General features: G+C 56.7%; 26 protein-coding genes and 1 pseudogene. 7 read left to right on the top strand and 20 right to left on the bottom strand.

The window, feature by feature from the left end; all coding sequences use genetic code 11:
• The first annotated feature begins 20 nt into the window (after positions 1 to 20).
• The 5 genes from RVY79_RS06715 (at position 21) to RVY79_RS06695 (ending at position 5214) form a co-directional block, all read left to right on the top strand.
• A complete protein-coding gene (locus RVY79_RS06715; RefSeq protein ID WP_317463311.1) occupies positions 21 to 1202 on the top strand; it encodes an ABC transporter ATP-binding protein in 1182 nt (393 codons plus the stop codon).
• A gap of 3 nt (positions 1203 to 1205) precedes the next feature.
• Positions 1206 to 1937, top strand: a complete 732-nt coding sequence (locus RVY79_RS06710; protein ID WP_317463310.1) for an ABC transporter permease — start codon at positions 1206 to 1208, stop codon at positions 1935 to 1937.
• Between the two features lie 97 nt (positions 1938 to 2034).
• Positions 2035 to 2916 carry a glycine betaine ABC transporter substrate-binding protein gene (locus tag RVY79_RS06705; protein ID WP_317463309.1) on the top strand — a complete coding sequence of 294 codons (882 nt, stop codon included), beginning with the start codon at positions 2035 to 2037 and terminating at the stop codon, positions 2914 to 2916.
• A gap of 123 nt (positions 2917 to 3039) precedes the next feature.
• The gene (locus tag RVY79_RS06700; protein ID WP_317463308.1) at positions 3040 to 4359 is read left to right on the top strand and encodes an MmgE/PrpD family protein; all 1320 of its coding nucleotides are present in this window, start codon (positions 3040 to 3042) and stop codon (positions 4357 to 4359) included.
• 12 nt (positions 4360 to 4371) lie between these two features.
• Positions 4372 to 5214, top strand: coding sequence for a nitrilase-related carbon-nitrogen hydrolase (locus tag RVY79_RS06695; RefSeq protein ID WP_317463307.1), 843 nt, complete (start codon positions 4372 to 4374; stop codon positions 5212 to 5214).
• Positions 5215 to 5316: 102 nt separating this feature from the next.
• Here RVY79_RS06695 and RVY79_RS06690 read toward each other — a convergent pair whose 3' ends face one another.
• From RVY79_RS06690 to RVY79_RS06645, 10 genes and pseudogenes are all read right to left on the bottom strand, one after another.
• On the bottom strand, positions 5317 to 5793 hold the full coding sequence (locus tag RVY79_RS06690) for a YbhB/YbcL family Raf kinase inhibitor-like protein (protein WP_317463305.1): 477 nt from the start codon (positions 5791 to 5793) through the stop codon (positions 5317 to 5319).
• 152 nt (positions 5794 to 5945) lie between these two features.
• A pseudogene (locus RVY79_RS06685) lies at positions 5946 to 6070 on the bottom strand (type II toxin-antitoxin system prevent-host-death family antitoxin); the annotation flags it as partial.
• A gap of 5 nt (positions 6071 to 6075) precedes the next feature.
• Entirely contained in the window at positions 6076 to 6456 is a 381-nt protein-coding gene (locus RVY79_RS06680; RefSeq protein WP_317463303.1) for a VOC family protein, read from the bottom strand.
• 150 nt (positions 6457 to 6606) lie between these two features.
• The gene (locus tag RVY79_RS06675) at positions 6607 to 6765 is read right to left on the bottom strand and encodes a hypothetical protein (RefSeq protein WP_317463301.1); all 159 of its coding nucleotides are present in this window, start codon (positions 6763 to 6765) and stop codon (positions 6607 to 6609) included.
• A gap of 162 nt (positions 6766 to 6927) precedes the next feature.
• Entirely contained in the window at positions 6928 to 7482 is a 555-nt protein-coding gene (locus RVY79_RS06670; RefSeq protein WP_317463300.1) for a hypothetical protein, read from the bottom strand.
• A gap of 51 nt (positions 7483 to 7533) precedes the next feature.
• Positions 7534 to 8901 carry a hypothetical protein gene (locus RVY79_RS06665; RefSeq protein WP_317463298.1) on the bottom strand — a complete coding sequence of 456 codons (1368 nt, stop codon included), beginning with the start codon at positions 8899 to 8901 and terminating at the stop codon, positions 7534 to 7536.
• Positions 8902 to 8999: 98 nt separating this feature from the next.
• Positions 9000 to 10046 (bottom strand): hypothetical protein, encoded by a 1047-nt coding sequence (locus tag RVY79_RS06660; RefSeq protein WP_317463296.1) that lies wholly within the window; start codon positions 10044 to 10046, stop codon positions 9000 to 9002.
• 100 nt (positions 10047 to 10146) lie between these two features.
• Positions 10147 to 10932, bottom strand: coding sequence for a hypothetical protein (locus RVY79_RS06655; RefSeq protein WP_317463294.1), 786 nt, complete (start codon positions 10930 to 10932; stop codon positions 10147 to 10149).
• Between the two features lie 36 nt (positions 10933 to 10968).
• Complete coding sequence (locus RVY79_RS06650) at positions 10969 to 11469, bottom strand: hypothetical protein (RefSeq protein WP_317463292.1); 501 nt, start codon at positions 11467 to 11469, stop codon at positions 10969 to 10971.
• Positions 11470 to 11933: 464 nt separating this feature from the next.
• Entirely contained in the window at positions 11934 to 12299 is a 366-nt protein-coding gene (locus tag RVY79_RS06645) for a winged helix-turn-helix transcriptional regulator (RefSeq protein ID WP_133697208.1), read from the bottom strand.
• 94 nt (positions 12300 to 12393) lie between these two features.
• On the opposite strand from RVY79_RS06645, the gene RVY79_RS06640 reads away from it, so the two are divergent.
• A complete protein-coding gene (locus tag RVY79_RS06640) occupies positions 12394 to 13128 on the top strand; it encodes an SDR family oxidoreductase (RefSeq protein WP_317463291.1) in 735 nt (244 codons plus the stop codon).
• Between the two features lie 240 nt (positions 13129 to 13368).
• Here RVY79_RS06640 and RVY79_RS06635 read toward each other — a convergent pair whose 3' ends face one another.
• The 8 genes from RVY79_RS06635 to RVY79_RS06600 form a co-directional block, all read right to left on the bottom strand.
• Positions 13369 to 13758 carry a VOC family protein gene (locus RVY79_RS06635; RefSeq protein ID WP_317463290.1) on the bottom strand — a complete coding sequence of 130 codons (390 nt, stop codon included), beginning with the start codon at positions 13756 to 13758 and terminating at the stop codon, positions 13369 to 13371.
• A gap of 46 nt (positions 13759 to 13804) precedes the next feature.
• Positions 13805 to 14905 carry a DUF4236 domain-containing protein gene (locus tag RVY79_RS06630; RefSeq protein ID WP_317463289.1) on the bottom strand — a complete coding sequence of 367 codons (1101 nt, stop codon included), beginning with the start codon at positions 14903 to 14905 and terminating at the stop codon, positions 13805 to 13807.
• 109 nt (positions 14906 to 15014) lie between these two features.
• The gene (locus RVY79_RS06625) at positions 15015 to 15314 is read right to left on the bottom strand and encodes a hypothetical protein (RefSeq protein ID WP_317463287.1); all 300 of its coding nucleotides are present in this window, start codon (positions 15312 to 15314) and stop codon (positions 15015 to 15017) included.
• 86 nt (positions 15315 to 15400) lie between these two features.
• Complete coding sequence (locus RVY79_RS06620; RefSeq protein ID WP_317463286.1) at positions 15401 to 15973, bottom strand: Swt1 family HEPN domain-containing protein; 573 nt, start codon at positions 15971 to 15973, stop codon at positions 15401 to 15403.
• Between the two features lie 2 nt (positions 15974 to 15975).
• A complete protein-coding gene (locus tag RVY79_RS06615; protein WP_317463285.1) occupies positions 15976 to 16602 on the bottom strand; it encodes a DUF5343 domain-containing protein in 627 nt (208 codons plus the stop codon).
• A gap of 422 nt (positions 16603 to 17024) precedes the next feature.
• Positions 17025 to 18512, bottom strand: coding sequence for a CoA-acylating methylmalonate-semialdehyde dehydrogenase (locus tag RVY79_RS06610; RefSeq protein ID WP_317463284.1), 1488 nt, complete (start codon positions 18510 to 18512; stop codon positions 17025 to 17027).
• Between the two features lie 55 nt (positions 18513 to 18567).
• The gene (locus tag RVY79_RS06605; RefSeq protein WP_317463282.1) at positions 18568 to 19851 is read right to left on the bottom strand and encodes a Xaa-Pro peptidase family protein; all 1284 of its coding nucleotides are present in this window, start codon (positions 19849 to 19851) and stop codon (positions 18568 to 18570) included.
• A 91-nt stretch (positions 19852 to 19942) separates the two neighbouring features.
• Complete coding sequence (locus RVY79_RS06600) at positions 19943 to 20824, bottom strand: hypothetical protein (RefSeq protein WP_317463281.1); 882 nt, start codon at positions 20822 to 20824, stop codon at positions 19943 to 19945.
• A gap of 108 nt (positions 20825 to 20932) precedes the next feature.
• Between RVY79_RS06600 and RVY79_RS06595 the strand changes: the two genes are divergently transcribed.
• Positions 20933 to 21817, top strand: a complete 885-nt coding sequence (locus RVY79_RS06595; protein WP_317463280.1) for a LysR family transcriptional regulator — start codon at positions 20933 to 20935, stop codon at positions 21815 to 21817.
• Between the two features lie 82 nt (positions 21818 to 21899).
• On the opposite strand, the gene RVY79_RS06590 is transcribed toward RVY79_RS06595, so the two are convergent.
• Both RVY79_RS06590 and fadA read right to left on the bottom strand, forming a co-directional pair.
• Positions 21900 to 22502: a Yip1 family protein gene (locus RVY79_RS06590; RefSeq protein ID WP_317463279.1), complete on the bottom strand. Its 603-nt coding sequence runs from the start codon at positions 22500 to 22502 to the stop codon at positions 21900 to 21902.
• Between the two features lie 203 nt (positions 22503 to 22705).
• Complete coding sequence (gene fadA, locus RVY79_RS06585) at positions 22706 to 23884, bottom strand: acetyl-CoA C-acyltransferase FadA (RefSeq protein ID WP_317463278.1); 1179 nt, start codon at positions 23882 to 23884, stop codon at positions 22706 to 22708.
• Between the last annotated feature and the right edge of the window lie 26 nt (positions 23885 to 23910).

The following is a 23910-nucleotide window of genomic DNA, read 5'->3' as shown; positions in this document are numbered from 1 at the left end:
GACCCGACAAGGACAACTTCATGATTCGACTCGACAACTTGACCAAGGTCTTCGATACGCCCAAGGGCGCGGTGACCGCCGCCGACCATATCAGCATGGAGGTGCCGAGCGGCGAGATCTGCATCCTGCTCGGCCCCTCGGGCTGCGGCAAGACCACCACCCTGAAGATGATCAACCGCATCGTCCGGCCGACCTCGGGCAAGGTGTTCATCAATGGCGAAGACACCTCCAGCCTCGATACCCAGGATCTACGCCGCAACATCGGCTACGTGATCCAGCAGATCGGGCTGTTTCCCAACATGACCATCGAGGAAAACATCACCGTGGTGCCCAAGCTGCTGGGTTGGGACAAGGCCAAGTACCGCGAGCGTGCCCGGGAAATGATGCGCATGATCGCCATGGAGCCGGACGTCTTCCTCAAGCGCTATCCCAGCGAGCTCTCCGGCGGACAGCAACAGCGCATCGGCGTGGCGCGGGCGCTGGCCGCCGACCCACCGGTGATGCTGATGGACGAGCCCTTCGGCGCCATCGACCCGATCAACCGCGCGGTGATTCAGGACGAGTTCCTGAAAATGCAGCAGGAACTGAACAAGACCATCATGTTCGTCAGTCACGATATCGACGAAGCGATCAAGATGGGCGACCGCATCGCCATCTTCCGCGAAGGCAAGCTGGTCCAGTACTCGGAACCCGACGAATTGCTGGCCGCACCCAAGAACGATTTCGTCGAATCTTTCCTCGGCGAGGACCGAGCGCTCAAGCGACTCAACCTAGTCAAGGTGCGCGATCTGGCCAGTGAAGAGATCGGCCTGGTGCGCCCAGACGACACGCTGGCCACCGCCCTCCAGCGCATCGAGTCTTACGGCTATGTGAACAGCATCGTGATGGTCAACGACAAGCGTCAGCCGGTGGGCATCATCAACGCCGCCGTGGCCCGCACCACTCAGGGGCACTGCCGCGACCACTACCAGAGCGTGCCGGTGGTGGTCAGCCTCGACGACGACCTGCGCAAGGTCGCCTCGCTGATGTTCGCCAACGACATGACCTGGGTGCCCTGCGTCGACGACGACGGCCGCATCGTCGGCCAGGTCACCCAGCGGGCGATCACCCATCATCTGGGCTCGCGCTATCGTGCTCATTCCAAGCGCGATAGCGAGGCCTCGGCTGCCGAAGCGGCATCGTCACCGGCCACCAAGGAGTAAGCCATGCCGACGTTGAACCTCGCTGGCGCCGTGCGTTTGCTGGTGCTGGTGGCCGTCTTTCTAGCCGGGGTCTGGAGCCAGTCCAGCGGCATGATCGACGACTTCATCTTCTACCTGCCCGATATCCAGTACCTGATCGTGCAGCACCTGTGGCTGACCGCCATGTCCGGGGGCCTGGCAATCCTCGTGGCCATCCCGCTGGGGATCCTGTTGTCACGCCCCAGCATGGCGCGTGTCGCCGAGTCCATGATGCAGGTGCTCAACGTGGGCACCACCATCCCCACGCTGGCCGTGCTGGCGCTGTCGATGAGCTTTCTGGGCATCGGCACCGTACCGGCGGTGTTCGGGCTCTTCGTAGCCACACTGCTGCCCATTGCCCGCAACACCTACACAGGGCTCAAGGGCGTCAACCCGGCGCTGAAGGAAGCGGCAGCGGGCATCGGCATGTCGCCCACCCAGCGGCTGTTGCGGGTCGAACTGCCCAACGCCCTGTATGTCATCTTCGCCGGCATCCGCACGGCGCTGGCCATCAATATCGGCACCGTGCCGCTGGCCTTTCTGATCGGCGCCGGGGGCCTTGGCGAGCTGATCTTCACGGGGATCGCCCTCTACGACACCGTCATGATGCTGGCGGGCGCCATTCCCACAGCACTGCTGGCGATTGCGGTCGACACGCTCATCGCCATCACCGCCTTCCTGGTCGTTCCACGCGGGGTCAACCCGAGCCGCGCCTAGGAAGACGCATCACCCACGCTTGAGATCCGACACTCAGCGCTAGCCATTGATCAACGAGAGTCGACGATAGCCAACAATCAAAGAAAGGAGTGACACCATGAAGACCTTGATGACCCTACTCACCGGCGCGGTACTGGCCAGCACTCTGACCACCGCCCAGGCCGACGAGATCGTGGTCGGCGGCAAAGGCTTTACCGAGCAGCTCATCCTGTCGAACATGACCGCCCAATACCTGGGAGGACTCGGCTATGACGTCGAGAAACGCGCCGGCATGGGCTCCGCCATACTTCGCCAAGCTCAGATAAACGGCCAGGTCGATCTGTACTGGGAGTACACCGGCACGTCGCTGATTACCTATAACAATATTACCGAGAAGCTTTCCCCCGAAGAGACGTATCAGCGCGTCAAGACACTCGATGCCGAGAAGGGGCTCGTGTGGCTCGAACCCTCCGACGCCAACAATACCTACGCGCTGACCATGCGTGCCGACGATGCCAAAGCGCGGGATATCGAAACGATCTCCGATCTTGCCGAGACCATCAACGGTGGTGAAGCACTTACCTTTGCCTCTAACGCGGAGTTCTACGCCCGTGATGACGGCCTGCGGCCACTGCAAGAAACCTACGGCTTCCAGTTCGGTCGTGCCAACATCAAGCGGATGGATTTCGGCCTGACGCTGCCCGCGTTGCGCGATAAGGAAGTCGACGTGTCCATCGCCTATTCCACCGACGGACGCATCCCGGCCTTCGACCTGGTGACGCTGGAAGACAACAAGCAGTTCTTCCCGGCCTACGCACTGACCCCCGTCGTGCGCAAGGACACGCTGGAAGCCAACCCGAAGCTGGACGAGCAGATGAACAAACTCTCGGCGCTTCTGAATGACGACGTCATGGCCGCGCTCAACGCCAAGGTCGATGTCGACAAGAAAGCCATCGACAAGGTCGCCGCAAACTTCCTCAAGAAACACGACCTGCTGTGATCGGCACCTAAACGAGGCTACTCCTTGCCGTACTCGATCACTAAGTAAGAAGGCCGCTCTTGCGCGGCCTTCTTTTACGCACCTCGTATCCTTCATCACCCGTCAACGCTCGAGGCCACCGCCATGCACGATCACACGCCGCTCGACTGGATGCATGGGTTCGATCTTTCGAGCCTCGGCGATGAAGCGCTTCATCAGGCCAAGCGCTGCCTGCTCGATTTGCTGGGCGTGGCGGCCGGCGCCACCCGCACACCGCTTGCCGACAAGGCCGCGCGCTTCGCGATCTCCCAACACGGCGGTGAGCGCCCGTTGCTGTTCGCCGCCGGCCAGGCCTCGCCCACCGGCGTCGCCCTGCACGGGGCCTGGCTGATCGACGCGCTCGACGCCCACGACGGCCAGGTGCTGACCAAGGGCCACGCCGGCGTGGCCCTGCTACCCGGCTTGCTGGCGCTGCCCGAGGTCAATGGACTGTCAGGACACGACTTCCTCGCCCTGCTCGCCTACGGCTACGAGATCGCCACCCGCGCGGGTATCGCCCTGCACGCCACCAGCCCGGATTATCACACCTCCGGCGCCTGGAACGCCCTGGGCGTCGCCGCCGTGGCCGCACGCCTGCGCGGGGCCGATGTCGAGACCCTGCACCATGCCCTCGGCATCGCCGAGTTCTACGGCCCACGCAGCCAGATGATGCGCTGCATCGATCATCCCACAATGCTCAAGGACGGCTCCGGCTGGGGCGCGATGACGGGGATTTCGGCGGCGCTGCTGGCCGAGGACGGCTTCACCGGCGCCCCGGCGCTGACCGTGACCGCGACGGACGTGGCCGCTATCTGGCAAGACCTGGGCCAGCGCTGGTATCTCCACGAGCAATACTTCAAGGCCTACCCGGTCTGCCGCTGGGCCCAGCCCGCGGTGGAAGCCGTGTTGTCACTGCCCACCGAGAAACGCGACCCTGCCGCCATCGCGCGCATCGAGATTGTCACCTTCCACGAAGGCAAGCGCCTGCATGTGACGCACCCGACCACCACCGAGCAAGCCCAATACAGCCTGCCCTGGCCCGTCGCCTGCGCCCTGGGCCGCGGCACCGTGGATGTCGCGGGTGTCAGCGATGAACTCGACGCCCCGGACCTCAAGGCCCTGGCCAGCAAGGTGGAAATCCACGAGGATGACATCTTCAATGCGCGCTTTCCCGCCGAGCGCTGGGCGCGCGCCCGGCTGCATCTCGACAGCGGCGAGATCATCGAAAGTGCCGACTTCGAGGCACGCGGCAATCCGGACCTGCCCCTTTCGGATGCCGAGATATTCGCCAAGTACTGGGCGCTGGCCGAACCCGTGCTGGGCGAACGCGCGGCCCGGCTGCACGACGTGGTGATGAGCCTCGAGACACGCCCGGCAAGCGACCTCCTGGCGCTGCTCGGCGCCCCCACATTTTCCAGACAATAGCGAGACGCCACCATGCACTACCAGGATCATCTTCGCGTCGGCGCCGCGCAGATCAACGCCACCCTCGGCGATGTCGACGCCAACCTTGAGCGCCACCGCGAACGGATCGCCGAGGCCCACCAACGAGGGCTCGAGCTGCTGGTCTTTCCCGAGCTCTCGCTGAGCGGCTACGGCCTGGGCAACCGCGTGATCGACGTGGCCTGCCCCGCCCACGACCCGCGCTTGGCCGACCTCGCCCAAGAAGCCGGTGAGATGCAAGTGGTGGTCGGTTTCGTCGAGGAAGCGAGCCCTGGCGAGTACTACAACGCCCTAGCGATCCTCCAGCATGGCGAGCTACAAGCCGTGCACCGCAAGCTCAACCTGCCCACCTACGGCGGCCTAGAAGAAGGCAAGCTGTTCACGCATGGCAACAAGCTGACGCACCTCGCGGTGTGTCCCGGCTGGTCGGCGACCTCGCTGATCTGCGCCGACCTGTGGAACCCCGGGCTGGTACACGCCGCCCTGCTGGACCGGCCCACCGTGCTGTGCGCGCCGATCAACTCGGCATCGGGCATCGTCAGCGACGACTTCTCCAACGAGCGCAACTGGCCCCTCAACCTGCAGTTCTACGCCATGACCTACGGCACGCCCGTGATCATGGCCAATCGCTTCGGCCCCGAAGGCGACAGCCACTTCTGGGGCGGCTCGCGCATTCTCGGCCCACAAGGCGACACCCTGGCCGTGGCCGACGATCGCGAGATGCTGATCGACGCGACCCTGTCACGCACCGCCATCGCCCGCGCCCGCTTCGAACTGCCCACCCACCGCAACGCGGATACGCCGTTGGTGCGTGAGTTGATGAACGGCCACCGCTAACCGGCAACGCGCCGAATTGCCAGGGCCCAAACGACACTCGGCGCCTCCCAAGGGAAGGCGCCGAGTTCAGTGCGCGACAGTTTTCAATCTGTTGAGAGCTGCTCAGTCGCGGCGATAAGTCCCCACCAACCGGCTCATGCCGAGAATGTGCGGCTCCAGCTCGTTGAGTAGCTCCGGCTGCGTCAGCCCCTCGGGCAGTTCGGTTTGGGTATCCAGCGCCAGCACCCAGAAATAATACTGATGCGGCCCGTGGCCCTGCGGCGGCATGGGGCCACCGTAACCGACGGCGCCGCCATCGTTTAGACCGGCGGAGCCCACCCTCGTGCTCTCTTCCAGCGACGTGACATCCGCCGGCAGGTTGTAAAGCAGCCAATGGACGTAGCCATAGCTGCCATCCTTGACCAACGGCGCATCCGGATCGTGGCAGATCACCGCGAAGCCCTTGGTCCCCGCCGGCGCATCCTTCCAGCTCAAGGCCGGCGAGACATCATCACCCTCCGCCGAATGCCGCGTGGGAATCGCGCCATTCGGCGTAAAGGCGGGGCTTTCGACGTGCATGCTGGACGGTGCAAAAGGCATGGAGGCCTCCCTGAAAGCGAGATGGATCAATAAACGGACCGGCGCCACAACAACGCCGGCTACCTAAGAGGTGATGGCAACAGTGGAGGATTCAACCCTCCTCAATAGTGATACCGGCAGGATTTGATTCTTTTATCCAGTAGAGCAAGCGACTATTCATCTCCATCTATCAACTCCCGCTTGGCACTTTTCCAGCCTTGTATTGCGCAATTGACTTATTCAGATGTTCGGCATTGGCAGGGAAACGCGGCAGATAGACTGTTTCCATCAGGCCATCTACTTTTACCAAACATTAGCCTTTTCATCGAAATCAGGACGCTGCACTGGAACGACACAGAAGCGATGGCCGCTAGGTGCTTCCAGTATAGAAAAATCACGTACTTGCCCTACCTTCTTCGCGCCTAGTCGCTCTAACCGCGCCACCTCTGCGTCAATGTCATCGGTTTCTATATCGAGATGGACACGACTGGGATGGCTCACCTTCTGAACGAGCATCAACGGTTGTGACGGGTCGGCTTCGAGCCCCCGGTAGTTTTCGTCCTCCGGCTCCGCATTGTAGCTGAAGACCTTGCAGCCCAGTGCCGCACCCCAGAATGCCGCGTCAACGTCTAATTGGTCAGTTCCACAATCTATCACAAGTGCCTGCAGTCTACTCTTATGCATAAACAACTCCTTCAGATGCTGAATGAGGCCTTAGAAATCCCATTTCGGGGCGCCTCCTCTACTGACTTTAGCCTTATTTTATTTTTCCAGCCATCAGCCTAACCGATTATCTTTATTCCATCATTCATTCACTAAAGCCTCTCCCTTAAGTTAGTTAAAGGCCGTACTTGGAATGGAAGCCGACAAGTCTAGCTTGTGCTCAATCAGGTAGTGCACGGCGTGCTCAAAGGTACCGGGCTGGAGCTGATCTTGGTAGTTGATCACCACCATGGCGCTCTGATCGTGGTTATAGGGCTTGAAGCGGGGCATGCCGACCACTCCTCATCTGTTTTCCCGATCCTACCAAAACCAAGATGTCAGCGGGTTTTTTCTACAGCCTCAACGCAAAGGTAACCGGCGCCGGAGCACCAGCGGAGGGAACCAAAAGCGGTACGCTTTTGGCGTCCGGTTGATCGCCTTATTACATGTCAGCTACTTAATCCCAAAGGCTGCCACAATAAGGGCAATTGCGACACCTATGAAAACACGCCCCCACCAAGTTTCGTGCCACGCAGGGTCGCTATTAGTTGCGTTGCTAATGACTACATCGACAGTCGCATTTTCTGCTACCGTTTCCAAACCAGCCTCTTTTCGCATTTCACGTAGGTTAATCTCTTTTTCGAGCTCAGATTTAAGCTCATAAAATCTAGCCCTCAACGCTATATGGTCTGAGATAAACAGAGCACATATCCCGATTATGACCACTGGAGGCACGATAACCTTATAAAGGTCCAAAATGCCCCGACCTTCGAAAGGTACAGCGGGAATTGATTGCCAAAGGCTACTGATCGGAAATACCCATGTCATATTCATAACCCAGCTCATTGCAGATTTTATGCTGAGCGCAAGACTGAAGCTACTTTCATCAGTCCAAAAGTAAAGGCCTTTAAAAACGGTCATCAAAAAATAGATAACTGCCAAAAAGGCAACCAAGTAGGAGAGGAGGGACCTCCTTCTGGTTTTCTTCAGTTTTTCCTTAATCTTCAACTGATCCTCCTACGTTCGACAGAACATGTAACGCCCAAAATAGCGGCGCATTTATACGTCCACCTGCCTTTGCTTGTTAGCAGTATCCTCTTCCACTGCCACCAGAACTGCCCGACCAGCTCCAAGAAACTCACGTATTAATTCAGCAAGACTATTACTCTGATCTGAACTGGTGCCTATCCAGCCACGATTGACCATTCCAGAAAATTCAGTGTTTGTTAGATACCTTGGTGAATTTTTAAAGGTAATAAGTCTTCCGCCTCGCTCACCTTTCGGGCCATTACTCCCAAGTAAAAAATTCATATAACTGTTAGTGATGTACATTCCTGCAATTAGCTTTTCCGCCGCGGCCTGCAAACCCTTATTTGGCACTAGCTTATAAAGGAAACCGTCATAATTAAGCCTAAATCCTTCGTGGCTCGATATATCTGACTTTATTTTCACTTTGTCTTGGAAATCGTCTATGCGGGCTACTTCTTTATCTAGCTGATCATCAGGCCTATAACAAAACCCTTCCACATCACTCTTTTCTTTCATCAGCTTATACTGAACCAGAACAAAAGAATGAAAGTTCCTGTTGTAATAGATCAGGTCAACACCTAGCGTTTGCTCTAAAGGATTTTTATTAGCATAAACAACTTCTAAAACTCTACTTCCTTGCTCGAATTTTGAAACCCCCATGTTATGCAAAGAAGATTTCTCATTCTCCCAATTGAATAGATCATGCTGAATTGCAGACTCTTCTTGAATATAACGCTCTGGAATACCCGATAAAAATGACACTAAACTATCTTGCGGCAGTTTTAAATCAGCCTCCATGGCGTCGTCATCGTAATTATCTACGTTATCAAGATTAGGAGCCCATGACTTAAGGACGTCCTTCCTTAGCTCGTTATTCCCACTAAAAATATCAAGCGATGCACCCAAAGCCTCACGCTCCTGAATAAGGAGTTCTGCAGCTTCACCTCTTAATCGGTATTTTGAAACTGTGGTTATTGATATTAGCCTCGCGATCTCATCAACCAAGCCTGGACGGAGTTCTTTTATGGCTTCTATAGTTTCAAACCACGTTTTCTCTGGTAGTCTTCCGCCTCGACCAGTTGAACTTTTCATAAAGTGCAGTTTTGTATTGGGGGATAGCAAGCCCTCTAATTCACGAAGGAAGATTGAATCCAAGTCAACTAAATCAGAGAACTCAACTCGTGACTTACCAGTAACCACTCGACTTCCTTTTGTGGCTAGCGCTATAAAGTCAATCGTGCGCCCGGTAAAGGATAATAACGCAACTTGAACCTGTTTAACCTCCCAGTCATGAACACTTAATGCATCGGAAAATCTACGGTCCCTCCGTTCTTCACTCAGCAGATAGTTTTTCTGATCTTCATCAAAGTGAATTATTAGTCCTACTGATTTCGGCATACCGACCCTTCTTAAGTACTGCTAACGTCGCTCAGCACGCGCGGCTACGGAATGGAGGCGAAGCCGCAATGTAGTAGGCGTCGCAGTGACTGACCTGGTTAGTTTTCTTTCGCGCCGAGCAATTTGAGTCCGAGCGTTTTGGCCTTTTCAACTGGTAAATCTGACTCGTCAATGTGTTCACCATGCGCCAGCCTATCTCGCACTTTCTTCATTCCTATGAAGTGTTTTATAACTTGATCATCTATCTGGTTCCAGGCCAACATCGCACACCAATGAAATCGTTGCGTGAGTGTTTTGGATTCAGAGAAAATGGTTGAGAAAAATCCCTCCGCCGATTTTTCCAGTCGCTGTTGGCTGTGAAATAGTTGCTTGGCGTTCCCTTCATAGCTTAGAGATTTGAAGGTGCGATGTGTCAGCCTTTCAATGAATAAGAAATACCCCAAAAACTTTTTCAATCTGTCAATTTCATTCAGAGCGGCGTAAAAATGACGGCTCGAGTCTTTTGTTAGATCACCAAACAGCTTCACTGCCTCAGCTAACGATTGGTTCATGGCTTCAGCGCTCTTAGGAGAAGACACACTTAGCGTAGCGCTGCCCGTGACCTTAATATCATATACTTTACCCCCTTGATGCGTTGTTCCAAAAATATGTCTCGCAACAGGAACTATCTCAACTTGCCGTTCGAGAGTAGAAAGGTGTACGGTTAGTGCCGTAATGATTCTGAGTTCGACTTCGTGTTCCCAGTTTTGGATCTCAACCATTACCTCTGGGAAGGCATCGTAAGTCACAATGCTGCCATCCTTTTCTTGACGGTATCCGCCCCGCAACATTCGAGATTCACTTTCCCAAAAATAAATTAAAAGGAATGGCGGCGACACCTTGTTGTCAGAAAGCCATTTTTCCTCGTCGTCAGTGAAATCATCCTCGGTAAGCAATTTACAGGCCTCATTAATGGACTGACCAATCACTGAAGTGCAATTAGTGCCGAACGAAGGGACTTGTGACTGCTTTAGCTTAGAATCTTTCTCGAACACCAAGTCTCTTAGCGAGTAAGCCTTGATGATTCCGAAACTGATTTCCAACTCATCAGACTCCGGATGCTCAGTGAACCCCATTTTTTCAATTGCATACTTGGTCAGCATCATTCGGCTACCATCTCGCTACCTTCTCGAAAACTAACGCCTGGGCTCAGCGCCCGATTTGGAGGCGCACCATGCCAGAAAAGCGGTCCGCTACAGCCCCTGGTTATGGCTCACTGAGGTTTAGATCCATACAATGGCCCACAAAAAATTGCTCATCCACAGACGGATCTAGCTCCCCTCGCAGCAATTTGGATTCGTAAAGCTGTTTGCAGACCGCTGCCTTGTTGATCACAAGATCGCCAAAACCAAAGAAAACGTAGGAGTTAGTCCAAGAGGAAGACGCCAAGACTATGGCAGTTACCCCTACAGCAATTTTTGTCGTGTAATGATTAGCCATGTATCGCCAAAGTGGCTTAACAAGCAAGCGCCAGATTAACCAAAAAGCGAATAAACCAAGTCCACCACCTATCCATAAACCCAGTTGACTTGAAGCCTCTTGTGGATCACCTGTTGTCAAAACTCGGTTCATTCCCATCCAAAATAAAACAACGACTACCAAGTTCAGGACTGCATAGGCCTGAATTGTTTGATGGAAAATTAAGTGGTGAAAGGTTGGTTTTTTGGGTAAAAGTGAAATAGAGCTTATAACTCCAAGAATAAGTGAAAATACGATTGCTTGAATAGCCAAGAGCATAGTCAGATAGAGTGGATTAATTAGCTGACCAAGATCAATTTCGAATAGTTGAGGAAGCAAATATTGAACGAAGGCGACGACCGCGGTCACAAGGAACAATGACGCTATAAAATTCTGGCCGGAATAGCGTAGCGATGAATCCTCTAAACTCTCTCCACTGATCTCTGGCCTACGAACGAAGTGGCAGATCTTTTCAGCAAAATCATGAAAGGGAATTGCTTCAAATGCTAATCTTATCCAAGATTTATTCGACACAGTAAGTCCTTTCTACTCTACAGCTATAACAGCGTATTAGGCATTTGCATACCGAGATGCATATTTTATGATGAATTCATCGAGTGTCTGGCGACAGCTGTGAACATGTGACGCCGCTTGCTCTAAAGCTTCTGGGTTTTTATGCGCAGCCTGAGTTCCGGCATCATAATCAGGGTGGAACTCGTGATTCTCTATGAGCATTATTTGAAACTTTGCCAAAGAGTTCAAGTAGTCTTCGCAAACGCTGTGGAGCCTGGGGAAGTAGATATGAGACAACACCATAGCTTTCCTTGCCGCCGCGGGGTGAGCGCTTCTGAGAACATGCAAAGACGATGCATTCATTTGCTCGTTCAGCCAATCTTGACTTTCCGTAACAAGATACGCCAACTCTTCGTATTTTTCTCTAAGCAGAATACGGCGATTATGCTTTTTCTCTAAATACTCACGAAGCAATGCTATGACTTGGGATACAATTGCACCCGCTATCGCCGCGCTTGCGGAAATTACAGCTATTAACATTTTCGTCTCGTGGTCCATTTCTTTCGCCTAACAGCGTATTAGATGGCACGCTCATTTCCCCACTTGAACGAGCAGCCGAGTTCAACAAACCTTATCTAGCACGATCTTTAAAACCTAACCCATTGATTTTAAAATACACCAAGAATAGTTCGACGCGTTATGCAGAATTCGCGTGCCTGCTGCTTTTGCCGGCTCTATCACCTTGGGACCAACACGATCCCCTGCCCCGCTGCCGTGTGAGCCACGCTACCGCCATGCAAAGCACTGAACGCTCCACCACCCGGTTCATTAGGTTGTATCGGCAGCACCAAACAATACTTGACCTAGCTTAATTTAACGTCGATTAACATACCGCTGCACGAAAGGCGTAGACACAAAAACACCCGCGCCAAGTGAGCGGCGCGGGCGTGGGGTTCAGCCGTGCGGATGGTTCAGGAGGAGAAGCGGAACTGGGCGGTTTCCTGGTCACTGCGCTTTGCTTGCTACCGGCTGGTTTTCCGGCGGTCCATCGCCGCGGCAATGTCTTCTTCGTGCTCTTCGCCCCAACCGCAAAGCGGCTCCATGGCCCGCACCAGACTCGCACCGAAGGGCGTCAGCGAGTAGTCGACGCGCAGCGGGATCTCTCCATAGTCGGTTCGCTGGACGATGCCGTCGGACTCGAGCTCCTTCAACTGCTGGATCAACATTTTGTCGCTCACGCCCCGGACGCTTCGCTTGAGCTCGCCGTAACGCGTCGGTCCCTTGTCTAAAAAGAACAGAATCAGCGGCTTCCACTTCCCGGAGATCACATGCAGCGTCGCATGCAGGCCGCAAATGAAACGTGGGTTTTCTGAGTTTTCTTTCGCCATAACGAGTACTTACCAAAAGGTGCATACTTGAACATTTGTAAGCGGCTTATATATCGTGAAAGCGAATCGAGTCAACACATATGGAGACCCAACCATGAGTCGGCTACACAGTAAAATCGCATTGATCACAGGCGGAGCCAGCGGCATCGGCCTGGCCTCGGCCCAACGCCTCATCGACGAAGGGGCCTTCGTCTTCATTACCGGACGGCGCCAGGACGTCCTCGACAACGCGGCTAAGGCACTGGGAGCCAACGCCCGGGCCGTCCAGGCGGATGTGACGAAGCCGGAGGATCTCGACCGCGTCTTCGAAACGATCGAGAAAGAAAAGGGGCACCTGGACGTCCTGGTGGCCAACGCGGGCGTCGGCGAATTCGCCAGCCTGGGACAGATCACCGAGGAGCACTACGACTACATCTTCGACATCAACGTCAAAGGCACCCTCTTCACCGTCCAGAAGGCCCTACCCCTGATGAAGAACGGCGGCTCCATCATCCTCACCGGTTCCACGGTGGGCAGCATGGGCACCCCCGCGATGAGCATCTACAGCGCCTCCAAGGCAGCCGTCCGAAACCTGGTGCGCAGTTGGGCCCATGATCTCAGGGGCACCGGCATTCGCGTGAACGTCATGTCTCCTGGCCCGACCAAAACAGACAAGCTGATGGAACTGCTCCCATCCGAAGCCCTGAGCGAGATGAACCGGACCGTACCGCTTGAGCGTCTGGGCGATCCCAAGGAAACCGCAGGCGCGGTGGCGTTCCTGGCGTCCGACGACAGCAGCTTCATGACGGGGAGCGAGGTGTTCGTTGACGGGGGCTACGCGCAGGTTTAGGAACCAGGCGGAGAACGGGAGGCAATGATTCCAAAGGGGTCAAATAGATTCTAAATCAGTCAGCTTGGTTAAAAACAAATCAACCTGCCCCATTTACATTGATCAACATAGAATCGATATGCCCCTTGGATTTTGGCTCCCCTTACACATAACGCCTTGCATGAACGGCGCGTCCGGTGGAGGCTTTCGGTGAAGGCCCGTCGGACTGAAACAAATTTAATACACTTGTTGGACGCGCGCTCATGGAAACGAGAACATGTTGACAAGTAGCCCGTTCGGGTCCGCTACCATAAACCGCCTCATCCCGAATTCCTCATCGCATAGGTCGTGTGCCAACTCGAAACCACGGGCCTTCACTGTAGCGTATGTCGCCTCAACATCTTCGACCTGTACCGATATGATGACGCCCTGTGCAGGGTGCTGGAAAGGCCGGGGGGTAAACTCATGGTCGAGACGCATGATACCGAGTTGCAGTTCCGGCTTGTCGGGCAACGCCATCTGGATGTACCAGCCCTTGTGCTCGAATCCAACGACAAAACCCAACAACTCTTTGTAAAAGTCGCGGGTCTCTTCCATCTTGTCAGTGCAAATGTTCGGAAGCAGCCTCGTAACGGTGGTGCCTTCAGGCATAGTTCACCCGCTTGGTTTGATCAGTGCTCGATGCTTAACGTCGGCGTTAGCCGTATGTACGATTAGTGGCTCCAACATCTTGAATGGCTTTGGCAAAAGGAGCTGCGACCCCCGTCTTAGAAAGTTCAATTCTTTCATTCAGTCCTGTCGGGCTAGTGAAATGGAGATCCTCATATAAAGCGACTGGGATTTGGGTGTTGTCCTTGAAACGACGATCTGGGCCACCGCGCTTGTTAACGTATTTCCATGTGTGATCCACGACCTTGGCGTCGCTCGGCACCGTTCCATCCTCTACAAATCGATGGGAAGTCACTTCAATGGAGAGGTTGTTGTAAGACACAGCACCTACCCCATTGGGTTCGAGTATCATCACCATGTCCGGAAAGAAGTAGAGTGTTTGTTTTCCTACTGGAATCGAAGGTGTTGTCACGTTAGTTTTTACGTACGGTGGATTGCGGAGCGACAAGCCGATTGTCTTTTTACGAACAAGACTGTCCGCTCCCGCATGGTACTTCTTATCGCGAACTCGCCCCTCTGCTTCCATATGCCATCGCCCCTTGCATTTCGCCATAAGACCAAAGGCGTCATGGAGCGATTGATACGTAGCTTGGAACTGGTCTTCAATGTCGTACAGCATCACTACACTCTTTGATACCACATCTCGGTACACGGCGGCCCCAATAGCAACGACAGATCCAGCCGCTGCAATGTACGCGGCCCAAGTAGGAAATTCATTAAATGCAATGTAGCTAGTGACTAGTACGCCGCAAATTGCTGCGTACGGCCAGACCCTCGCCTTCTTTCTTTTATAATTCAGCTCCTCAACCAGATCCTCTGAGGTGGAATCAACCATTTCCGTGATATTACCGCTATCAATCTCCTGCAGCGAATCGTGGGTATCGTTCGCAGGCGGATGTCGGGGTTTGGGATCGTTGCGATCAGATACCGTATTGGCCGGTCGTTTCCGGGGCTTGGCAAGAAGCGTCTTCCTATAGTAGAGACCACCCCTCCCAAGGTGAATATAGTTCCCCCGAGGGCCGGTACCCAGCCGAAGGCCAGTTACACCAGCGGAAACACCAATTCCGGACTTCGACAAATTAAACCGAAAAGGTCCGACCTTTACCGCTTTTCTGATATACAGAGCCATTGACACTGTTCCATATACTTCTAACACTGAGGTAACCGGCGTCGGAGTGCCAGCGGAGGGAATCCAAAGCGGCACGCTTTTGGCGTCCACTTGACCGATTGGTTAGATTTCACTCTACCCCCCACGCTTCCTTTTCACTTTCGGTCATAGATGAGTAAATCTGGCGGAAGGTATCGCTGAACTCGGAACTGACATTTCCATGGGCTCTATAATTAGTCAGTAAATATCTTTTCACGGTATTCGGCCACTTGCCTGCACTATGAGCATCATTAATGATGCCCTTCGCATCATGATAGCTAGTACCTTTCCGGACCTCGCCAAGTCTCCGTTCGAAATCTGCGAATGTCCACTCATCAGATCGGGACTCAAATTCATCCAGAAGTTTTTCTTTGTACTGCGCCATCGGCATACTCGCCTCCTTATTCGTAAGTAAATCTAACGTCCACCATCAGTTGCGCGAGGAACGAGCGTCAACTGCATGGTTTTGTTATGTGCTTATCCAATCTGCTTAATCCAATCCTGCAAATGCATCTGCAACCGAGCCCCTTCTTCCGCGGGCAGCTCATTGGTATGCGCAATTACATTACGAGTCCGCTCGCAGTCGCTAACTCGACTCGCAACCCATGCCTGATCAGGGAAAAAATCGCCAAACACATCCCAGTGGTTAGTAAGAAGGTTTCCTAGATCGCCGAAATCAAGATAAAAAACAGGATGCTCATTTCGTCCCGTATGCCACTGATTCTTTTCTTCACTAGCCTTTCTTTTGTCGTACTTATCCTTCATGCCCTTTGTGGCACGTTTTTCAAACCAGCTCTCCCCATCTACGTCAACGAATGTGTTCATTATGAACTCTCGAACAAGGTTCTCGAAAACGTAGAGCATTCGGTAATATCGCTGCATAGACAAAGACCCTTGTCTAATGGTTTCGGATGCCGAAACAAACAGGTCGTGATCTTTTTTTTCTTGATCGTTATAGATTGGGGTGCGCAAAACCCCACTCGTTTGAAGATCACGAATACAGTAGGAAGCAAAAAGGCCTTTCAGTAAGAAGTTATTAGCGTCTTCCATACTTACCCCAACTCTTCTTTCATAGCCTTAAATATCGCACGATATGTTTCGATATTTTGCGTATCTGGAAGATGAATTTCCAGGCGATAGACTAAGCCGAGACCTCCTCCAAAACCACCGTTTCCGCCATTTGATTCGGAAGACGGTGCTTCAGAGCTTGACGCACTTTCGGGTTTTGTTTCTGGATGCGACACAGTCTCTTTCGGTTCTTTCGTGAAGTCTGCATAAGAAGCGAGCCCTTTAAATGTTGCGGCCATTTTATAGGCAACAGCATCGCCTTTACCTGTTTTCGAACGGAACCAGCCTTTCAAATCCTCCACTGATTTCTCGTGTGCTTTCTTATGACTGACATAAAGGTCGTCATACGCAGCCTTCAGTCTTTGCGCAAGCACGGATTTCGTTTTGGTATGATCAACGAAGTCCCGATAGCTCTTTTGAGGCCGTCCAGATGCATCAAGCATTCCAAGGTACTTCAGAACTTTGATGATCGATCTGTCGTTCGAGCTGGTAAACCCTAAATCCCTTAAAAACTCATATGAGAAACTCTCCGGAACGGCAGCATGTTGCGCGGCATCCAGAATCGCATTTAGATTCTTATTGGATGGCAGATAGGGGACATTAATATCCACGTTGCTTCTCCTTCTTACATATAACAGGCATTAGACAGCGCGCTCGTTTTCCCACTTGAACGAGCAGGCGCGTTCAACAATCTTAGCGAGCCAGCCTTTTCGCTCTTAACCCTTTGATTTTAAAAATACTAATAAAATTTCAGCGCGTTATGCAGAATTCGCGTGCCTGCTGCTTTTGTCGGCTCCGTCACCTTGGAGCCAACACCAGCACCCTGCCCCTTGCCGTTTCATCCACGCTACCGCCAAGCGAAGCACTGAACGCTCCACCACCCGGTTCATTAGGTTGTATCGGCAACATCAAACAATACTTAACCTAGCGTAATTTAACGTCGATTAACATGTCGCTACACGAAAGGCGTAGAGACAAAAACGCCCGCGCCGGTGTGAGCGGCGCGGGCGTGAGGTTTAGCCGTGCGGGTGGTTCAGGAGGGGAAGCTGAACTGGGCGGTTTCCTGGTCGCTGCGCTTCGGCCAGCGTTGGGAGATGGCCTTGCGGCGGGTGTAGAAGCGCACGGCGTCGGGGCCGTAGGCGTGCAGGTCGCCGAACAGTGAGTCCTTCCAGCCACCGAAGCTGTGGAAGGCGACCGGCACCGGCAGCGGCACATTGATGCCGACCATGCCGACTTCGATGGCATCCGCAAAGCGACGCCCGGCTTCACCGTCACGGGTGAACACGCAGGTGCCGTTGCCGTATTGGTGGGCGTTGATCAGGGCGATGGCGTCTTCGAAGGTTTCGACGCGGACCACGCACAGCACCGGGCCGAAGATCTCGTCGCGGTAGATGCTCATCTCCGGCGTGACGCGGTCGAACAGCGTGGCGCCGAGGAAGTAACCGGGCGAGCTTTCCACTAGCGGATGCTCGCGGCCGTCGACCACCAGTTCGGCGCCGGCGGTCGCGCCCTGCTCGATGTAGCCGGCGACCTTGTCACGCTGATCGGCGTTGATCAGCGCGCCCATGTCGAGGCCCTTCTCGGTGCCGGGGCCGATCTTGAGCTCGCGGGCTTGGCTCGCCAAGCGCTCGACCAGGGCGTCGGCGGTGGCGTCACCCACGCACACAGCCACGGAGATCGCCATGCAGCGCTCGCCGGCACTGCCGAACGCGGCGCCGATCAGGGTACTCGCTGCGTTGTCGAGGTCGGCGTCCGGCAGTACCACGGCGTGGTTCTTGGCGCCGCCGAGGGCCTGCACGCGCTTGCCCTGCCGGGTGCCGCCCTCGTAGATCTTACGCGCCACGGGGGTGGAGCCGACGAAGGAAAGCGCCTTCACCTCGGGCGCCTCGAGCAGCGCATCAACGGCCTCGCGGTCGCCATGAATCACGCTGAACAGCCCCTTGGGCAGCCCGGCTTCGTCGAGCAGTTCGGCCATCTTCACGGCGGCCGAGGGCGCCTGCTCGGAGGGCTTGAGGATGAAGGCATTGCCGCAGGCCAGCGCCATGGGATACATCCACAGCGGCACCATGGCCGGGAAGTTGAACGGCGTGATACCGGCAACGACGCCCAGCGGCTGATGATTCGACCAGGTGTCGATACCCGGCCCGGCGTTGTGGGAGTACTCCCCCTTCAGGAGCTCCGGCACGCCGCAGGCATATTCGACGTTCTCGATGCCGCGCTTGAGCTCGCCCATGGCGTCTTCCAGCACCTTGCCGTGTTCCTCGCTGATCAGCGCGCAGATCTCGTCGGCGTCACGCTCGAGCAGGGTCTTGAAGCGGTACATCACCTGGGCGCGCTTGGCCGGCGGCATGTCGCGCCAGGCGGGCTGGGCCTCGCGAGCGGCGTCGATGGCGCGCTGCACGGTAGCGGCATCGGCCATCGCCAGGTGGCGCACCGGCGCGGCGGTCGCCGGGTTGACTACCTCGAGGGTACGCTCGCCGCCGACGGCGTCACCGGCGATATGATGATTCAGGGTATGCATCTAGGGATGACTCCAACCTTGGGTCGTGTTCGCGGTATCGGGGTGTCGCGTCGGATCAGAATTGGCGACCCAGCAAAGCCTCATCGAACGGATAGCGCGAGAGCTTTTCGATGCCGGTCTCGGTCACCAGCACTTCTTCCTCGAGCTTGACGCCGTCGGCGGCGTCGACCTCGCCGATGTAGCTTTCCACGGAGACGACCATGCCGGGCTCCAGCACGCCGTCCTTGGAGAAGCGGTCGAAATCCATGTGGTGGGCGACCAGCGGGGTCTCGCCGTGCATGCCCACGCCGTGGATGATCGACGGGTAGCGGCGGTCGAGGAAGCGCTCGGGAATCTTCCAGGCGCTTTCGGCGATCTCGCGGTAGCTCATGCCCGGCTTGAGGATCGACATGTTGTGGTGCACCTGGTCATAGGCCATCTGATAGAGGCTCTGCTGATAGGCGCTGGGACGGCCCGGCCCGACATGGAAGGTGCGCGAGAAGTCGGAATAGTAGCCGTGGCAGCCGATGGTGTCGGTATCCAGCGCCACCAGCTCGCCGGGACGCACCACCCGGTTGCTGGCTTCGTTGAACCAGGGGTTGGTGCGCGGCCCCGAGGACAACAGCCGCGTCTCGATGAACTCACCGCCTTGACGGATGACATCGCCGTACATGATGGCGAACAGCTCGTTCTCGGTGACGCCGGGCTTGATGGCGGCTTCCACGGCGGACACGGCGGCCTCGCTGCCGGCCATCGACTGGGCCAGGCAGGCGATCTCTTCCGGTGTCTTGATGCGCCGGCAATGCAGGGTGTCCTGCATGCAGTCATACACATCCAGCCCCTGGGCTTCCAGCGAGCGCGCCAGGTTCAGCATGCAGCGGTCGAGACCGATCTTCTTGCTGCCCTTGGCGTGCTCTTCCATCAGCTCGGCGATTTCGATACCGAACGGGTCGGAGGACATGTTGTCGCGCTGGTTGACCGCCGACCACACCACCTTGGAGGTACGCGCTTCGTCGATGGTCTCGAGCCAGGTGGAGACATGCGCGCTGCCCGGATACTCGAAGAGGATGACCGGGCCTTCCAGCGGCACGTAGATATAGCGCGTGGAGTTGCGCAGGAAGTAGCCGAACATGTTGCGCGAGCCGGTGGCGTAGCGCTGGTTATACGGATCGAACAGGACCAGCGCGGCATAGCCTTGCTCGGCCATCATCGCGCGCAGGCGCTTGAGGCGCCCGCCGCGCAGTTGTACCGGGTCGAAGGCGGTGGGAATGCTGTCGCCGTTGGCCATCGGGCTGGAAGGCACCACCGGAATGGCGTTGGGTTCGTTGTCGGTCAGGTTTTCGAAGTCGACGATGCTCATGGTGTTTCCTTGGGAAAAACGGGAGGCATATGCGTAACGAGGCGTCGCGAGCGCGGCCAGGCGGGTCATTCTGCCTAGCCGTTCAAGCGCGTCAGTCGGCCAGGCTGTCGCTGCGCTGCATGCCTTCTTCCAGCAAGCGCTCATGCACCGGCGCCATGCGCCCGAAGATGCGCTTGGCGCGCTCGGGGCGGCCAATGAAGCCCGGCTCCTTGGCGTAGGCGAAGATCACGGTATGCCGCTCGCGGTCGCCTTCCACCGGTGTCACACGGTGCAGCGAGTAACGGCCGAAGAAGATCTGTAGATCGCCCGGCTGGAGATCCAGCGACTTGATTTGCGAGCGGTCGCCGTCGATGACCTTCTCGACGCCCTCGAAGTTCTCGCCCTCGGGGCTGCGGATGCCCGGCGCGTACTCGAAGCGCCCGCCGCCCTGGGACTGGCGCGTCATCATGGTGACGATGAACTCGTTGGTGTCGTAGTGCCACGGATGCTGGCAGCCCTCGCGCAGCACGTTGACGACCAGGTCGGCCAGCGGATCGGCGTACTGATGAATCTCGTCCATGTCCACGACGCGGGCGATGAAGCGCTGGAACCCGGCATGCGAGTAGACTTGGCGGATGATGGTGTCGGCGCCGATGCGATCCCCGGCGACGAAGCCGTTGGTGCGGTCACCGAAGCGGTTCTTGGGATGCGAGGCCGGCAGGCTGGAATCGCCGTCGCTGTTGTAGGGATTGGTCTCGGTCTGGTTGTAATGCGCTTCCGGCGAGAGTCGCTCGGTCTCGCGCTCGAGCCGTGTCAGCGCCTCGTCGGGCACGAAGCCCTTGAGCACCACGCAGCCGTCCTCGCCGAGCTGTTCGCGGCACTGCTCGATGAGGGCCCGGCCGCGCTCGCCGTCCAACTGGTCGATGGGATAGCGCTCGAGATCGATCAGGCCGTGAAGTGCGGTGTCGTCTGTCTGCATGGCGTTGGCTGACATGCGAATCTGCTCCTGACGTGTCCAATGACGTATGGACAGGGTAGTGAGCCGGGTTTAATAATAGAAATGAATGGTTAAGATAAAAAAGATTGCAAAGGCTCATAGATCATGGATACCGACCTGCTCCGTGCCTTCGTCACGGTCGCCGAGTGCGAGGGCTTCAGCGCCGCCGGCAAGGTGCTGCATCGCACGCAATCGGCGGTCAGTCTGCAGATCAAGCGACTCGAGGATCAGATGGGCGAGTCGCTGTTCGAGCGCACCAGCCGCAGCGTGATGCTGACCCCGTCGGGTGGCCGCTTGCTGCCCTACGCCCGGCACATCCTCAAGCTTCAGGACGAGGCGCGCCGGGTGATGGGAATAGACCGCCAGGGCGAGCTGATTCGCCTGGGCACTTCGGAGGAACAGGCCAGTACCTATCTGCCCGAGCTGCTGCCACGCTTCGCCGCTCGCTTTCCCGAAGTGCGCCTGGAAGTGAACTGCAATATCAGCGGCTCGCTGGTGCATGACTTTCAGGAGGGCTTGCTGGATGTCGCGCTGGTGGTACGCCACGGCCCTACTCAGACCGGCCGGCTGCTGGGCCGCGAACCCATGGTGTGGGTGGTGGCCGAAGATCGTTCGATCACGGATTGGGAGATCCTGCCCTTGGCCCTGAATCCCGAGGGCTGCACCTTCCGCGCCCACGCGTTCGCGGCCCTGGGGCCCACCGAACGGCGCTGGGACGTGCGCTACTCCAGCCAGTCCCCCACCGGCATTAACCTGCCGGTTCAAGCAGGCCTGGCAGCCACGGTGAAGACCCCGCGCAGCGTCCCCGAAGGCTGCCGCATCGTCGGCGAGGACGAAGGCCTGCCGCCGCTGGGGCACGTCGAGATCGAAATGCACCGCACGCCCGGCCACGCAAGCGACGCCTTCGTCGCCTTCTGCGATGAATTGGAAAGCATCGTCACCGCGACCGACTCACTGGAATCGTTCGAGTATGTAAGCGGAGAAGCCTGAACGACCAGCGGCGCCTCGAGGGCGCCGTTGGCGTTTGCTCATGAATTCCAGAGTGTTCGACGGACTTTTTCCAACGGACTCTCTACAAGTCGACGCCCAGCAACTTGGCGCCGTAGCCCCACAGCAACACCGTCACGCCGAGAAGCACCTCGAGCACCAGCACGCCGATACCAAGCGTCGAACCAGTGACGATGAAGCCTTCTTCAGAGCTGATGTCGAGGAAGTTGGGAATCCCCAGATACAGCAGATAGGCGCTGTAACAGAGCCCCACGATGGTCGCCAGCATGCACAACCAGACCAATGGGTAGAGCGCGACGACCCCACCGACGAACATCGGCGTGGCGACGTAGCCGGCGAAGATGATGCAGCGTCGACGACTCGGGGGCTTGGAATAACGCTGCGCCATCCAGTGGATCACCGTCCCCATGAAGCCCACCGCTATCAGGATCGCCACATAGAAGGCGACCCCGGCGAAGAAGGCGTCCAGGTAGTTGAGCTGTATGGTATGTCCCCCACCGAAATCCCAGCCGACCTGAGTCGTGCCGATGAACGCGCATACCACTGGAATCAATGCCATTTCCAGAACGTGGTGACTGTAGAGGTGGGTAATCGTCTCCCTTTCGTCGTGGATCTGCTTCCATTCACGGTTCGGGTGTACCAAGAGTCCCCAGACATGCGTGAGCATAGAAAACACCTCCTCCATCGCCGATGTACGCATCACGTCGCGGCGCGCTTCAGGATTCGCTGCGCCCCGACGTTTTTATCAGTGTAGTCAGTATTTTGCTCAGCAATATCAGATTGACCGGTTGAAACGGTATACACGTCAAAAAGCGACACCCGTAACGGGTGTCGCTTTGTTGTCGCTGCGTTGCGGCCGGCTTGCAGGGCTTACTTGAGGCGTTCGAACACCGTGGCCACGCCTTGGCCCATGCCGATGCACATGGTGGCCAGGCCCAGCGTCGTATCTTGCTGGCGCATGACATTGAGCAGCGTAGTGCAGAGTCGCGCCCCGGAGCAGCCCAGCGGGTGGCCGAGTGCGATGGCGCCGCCGTTGAGATTGACGACCTCGTCCATGCGCTCGCGCAGGCCCAGATCCTTGAGTACGGGCAGCGATTGCGCGGCGAAGGCTTCGTTGAGCTCGACGGTCTGGATATCGTCGATGGAAAGGCCTGCGGTCTTGAGCGCTTTCTGTGTCGCCGGTACCGGGCCATAGCCCATGATCGAGGCGTCGCAGCCCGCCACGCCGGTGGAGACTACCCGCGCCAGCGGCTCGAGCCCCAGCGCTTGCGCGCGCTCGTAGCTCATCACCGCCAGCGCCGAGGCGCCGACTGAAAGCGCCGAGGAGGTACCCGCCGTGACCGTGCCGCCCTTGGGGTCGAAGACCGGCTTGAGCTTACCCATGTCTTCCAGGTTGGCGTCGTGACGGATCACCTCGTCGCGGTCGATCAGGCGCCGGAAGCCATTCGCGTCATGCCCTTCGACGCCAACGATCTCGTTGTCGAAATAGCCGTTTTCGTTGGCGGCCACCGCGCGTTGATGCGAGCGCACGCCGAACGCGTCCTGTTCTTCACGGCCCACGCCGTGCATCTTGCCCAGCAGCTCGGCGGTCAGGCCCATCATCATGGCGGCCTTGGCGGCGTACTTGCTGGCCGCCGGGTTGACGTCGACGCCATGGTCCATCGGCACATGTTCCATGTGCTCGACACCGCCGATGATGTAGAAGTCGCCCATGCCGGCCTTGATGTTGGCCGTGGCGATATGCAGCGCGCTCATCGACGAGCCGCACAGGCGGTTGACTGTCTGCGCCGGCACACTGCGCGGAATCCCGGTCATGATCGCGGCGTTGCGCGCGATGTTCATGGCCTGCTCGAGGGTCTGATTGACGCATCCCCAGATCACGTCGTCGACCTCGGTGGGGTCCAGATTGGCATTGCGATCGAACAGCGCCTGCATTACCGAGGCGGATAGGTTTTCGGCGCGCACGTTGCGGAAGGCACCGTGCTTGGCCTTGGCCATGGCGGTCCGGACGGCATCGACCACCACGATATCTCTAGGATTCAAACTCATTTTCGCGCTCCTCGTTGCGTGGTGGC

It is taken from the genome of Chromohalobacter sp. HP20-39 (genome assembly GCF_033052815.1).
Taxonomy (GTDB): Bacteria; Pseudomonadota; Gammaproteobacteria; order Pseudomonadales; family Halomonadaceae; genus Chromohalobacter.
The sequence above is the reverse complement of the archived record's forward strand: the minus strand, read 5'-3'. Positions and strand labels throughout refer to the sequence as shown.

Coding starts and splice junctions, on each gene's coding strand:
- RVY79_RS06715 (WP_317463311.1), top strand. CDS start 21: ATGATTCGACTCGACAACTTGACCAAGGTCTTCGATACGCCCAAGGGC.
- RVY79_RS06710 (WP_317463310.1), top strand. CDS start 1,206: ATGCCGACGTTGAACCTCGCTGGCGCCGTGCGTTTGCTGGTGCTGGTG.
- RVY79_RS06705 (WP_317463309.1), top strand. CDS start 2,035: ATGAAGACCTTGATGACCCTACTCACCGGCGCGGTACTGGCCAGCACT.
- RVY79_RS06700 (WP_317463308.1), top strand. CDS start 3,040: ATGCACGATCACACGCCGCTCGACTGGATGCATGGGTTCGATCTTTCG.
- RVY79_RS06695 (WP_317463307.1), top strand. CDS start 4,372: ATGCACTACCAGGATCATCTTCGCGTCGGCGCCGCGCAGATCAACGCC.
- RVY79_RS06690 (WP_317463305.1), bottom strand. CDS start 5,793: ATGCCTTTTGCACCGTCCAGCATGCACGTCGAAAGCCCCGCCTTTACG.
- RVY79_RS06680 (WP_317463303.1), bottom strand. CDS start 6,456: ATGCATAAGAGTAGACTGCAGGCACTTGTGATAGATTGTGGAACTGAC.
- RVY79_RS06675 (WP_317463301.1), bottom strand. CDS start 6,765: ATGCCCCGCTTCAAGCCCTATAACCACGATCAGAGCGCCATGGTGGTG.
- RVY79_RS06665 (WP_317463298.1), bottom strand. CDS start 8,901: ATGCCGAAATCAGTAGGACTAATAATTCACTTTGATGAAGATCAGAAA.
- RVY79_RS06660 (WP_317463296.1), bottom strand. CDS start 10,046: ATGATGCTGACCAAGTATGCAATTGAAAAAATGGGGTTCACTGAGCAT.
- RVY79_RS06650 (WP_317463292.1), bottom strand. CDS start 11,469: ATGGACCACGAGACGAAAATGTTAATAGCTGTAATTTCCGCAAGCGCG.
- RVY79_RS06645 (WP_133697208.1), bottom strand. CDS start 12,299: ATGGCGAAAGAAAACTCAGAAAACCCACGTTTCATTTGCGGCCTGCAT.
- RVY79_RS06640 (WP_317463291.1), top strand. CDS start 12,394: ATGAGTCGGCTACACAGTAAAATCGCATTGATCACAGGCGGAGCCAGC.
- RVY79_RS06635 (WP_317463290.1), bottom strand. CDS start 13,758: ATGCCTGAAGGCACCACCGTTACGAGGCTGCTTCCGAACATTTGCACT.
- RVY79_RS06630 (WP_317463289.1), bottom strand. CDS start 14,905: ATGGCTCTGTATATCAGAAAAGCGGTAAAGGTCGGACCTTTTCGGTTT.
- RVY79_RS06625 (WP_317463287.1), bottom strand. CDS start 15,314: ATGCCGATGGCGCAGTACAAAGAAAAACTTCTGGATGAATTTGAGTCC.
- RVY79_RS06620 (WP_317463286.1), bottom strand. CDS start 15,973: ATGGAAGACGCTAATAACTTCTTACTGAAAGGCCTTTTTGCTTCCTAC.
- RVY79_RS06610 (WP_317463284.1), bottom strand. CDS start 18,512: ATGCATACCCTGAATCATCATATCGCCGGTGACGCCGTCGGCGGCGAG.
- RVY79_RS06605 (WP_317463282.1), bottom strand. CDS start 19,851: ATGAGCATCGTCGACTTCGAAAACCTGACCGACAACGAACCCAACGCC.
- RVY79_RS06600 (WP_317463281.1), bottom strand. CDS start 20,824: ATGTCAGCCAACGCCATGCAGACAGACGACACCGCACTTCACGGCCTG.
- RVY79_RS06595 (WP_317463280.1), top strand. CDS start 20,933: ATGGATACCGACCTGCTCCGTGCCTTCGTCACGGTCGCCGAGTGCGAG.
- RVY79_RS06590 (WP_317463279.1), bottom strand. CDS start 22,502: ATGCTCACGCATGTCTGGGGACTCTTGGTACACCCGAACCGTGAATGG.
- fadA (WP_317463278.1), bottom strand. CDS start 23,884: ATGAGTTTGAATCCTAGAGATATCGTGGTGGTCGATGCCGTCCGGACC.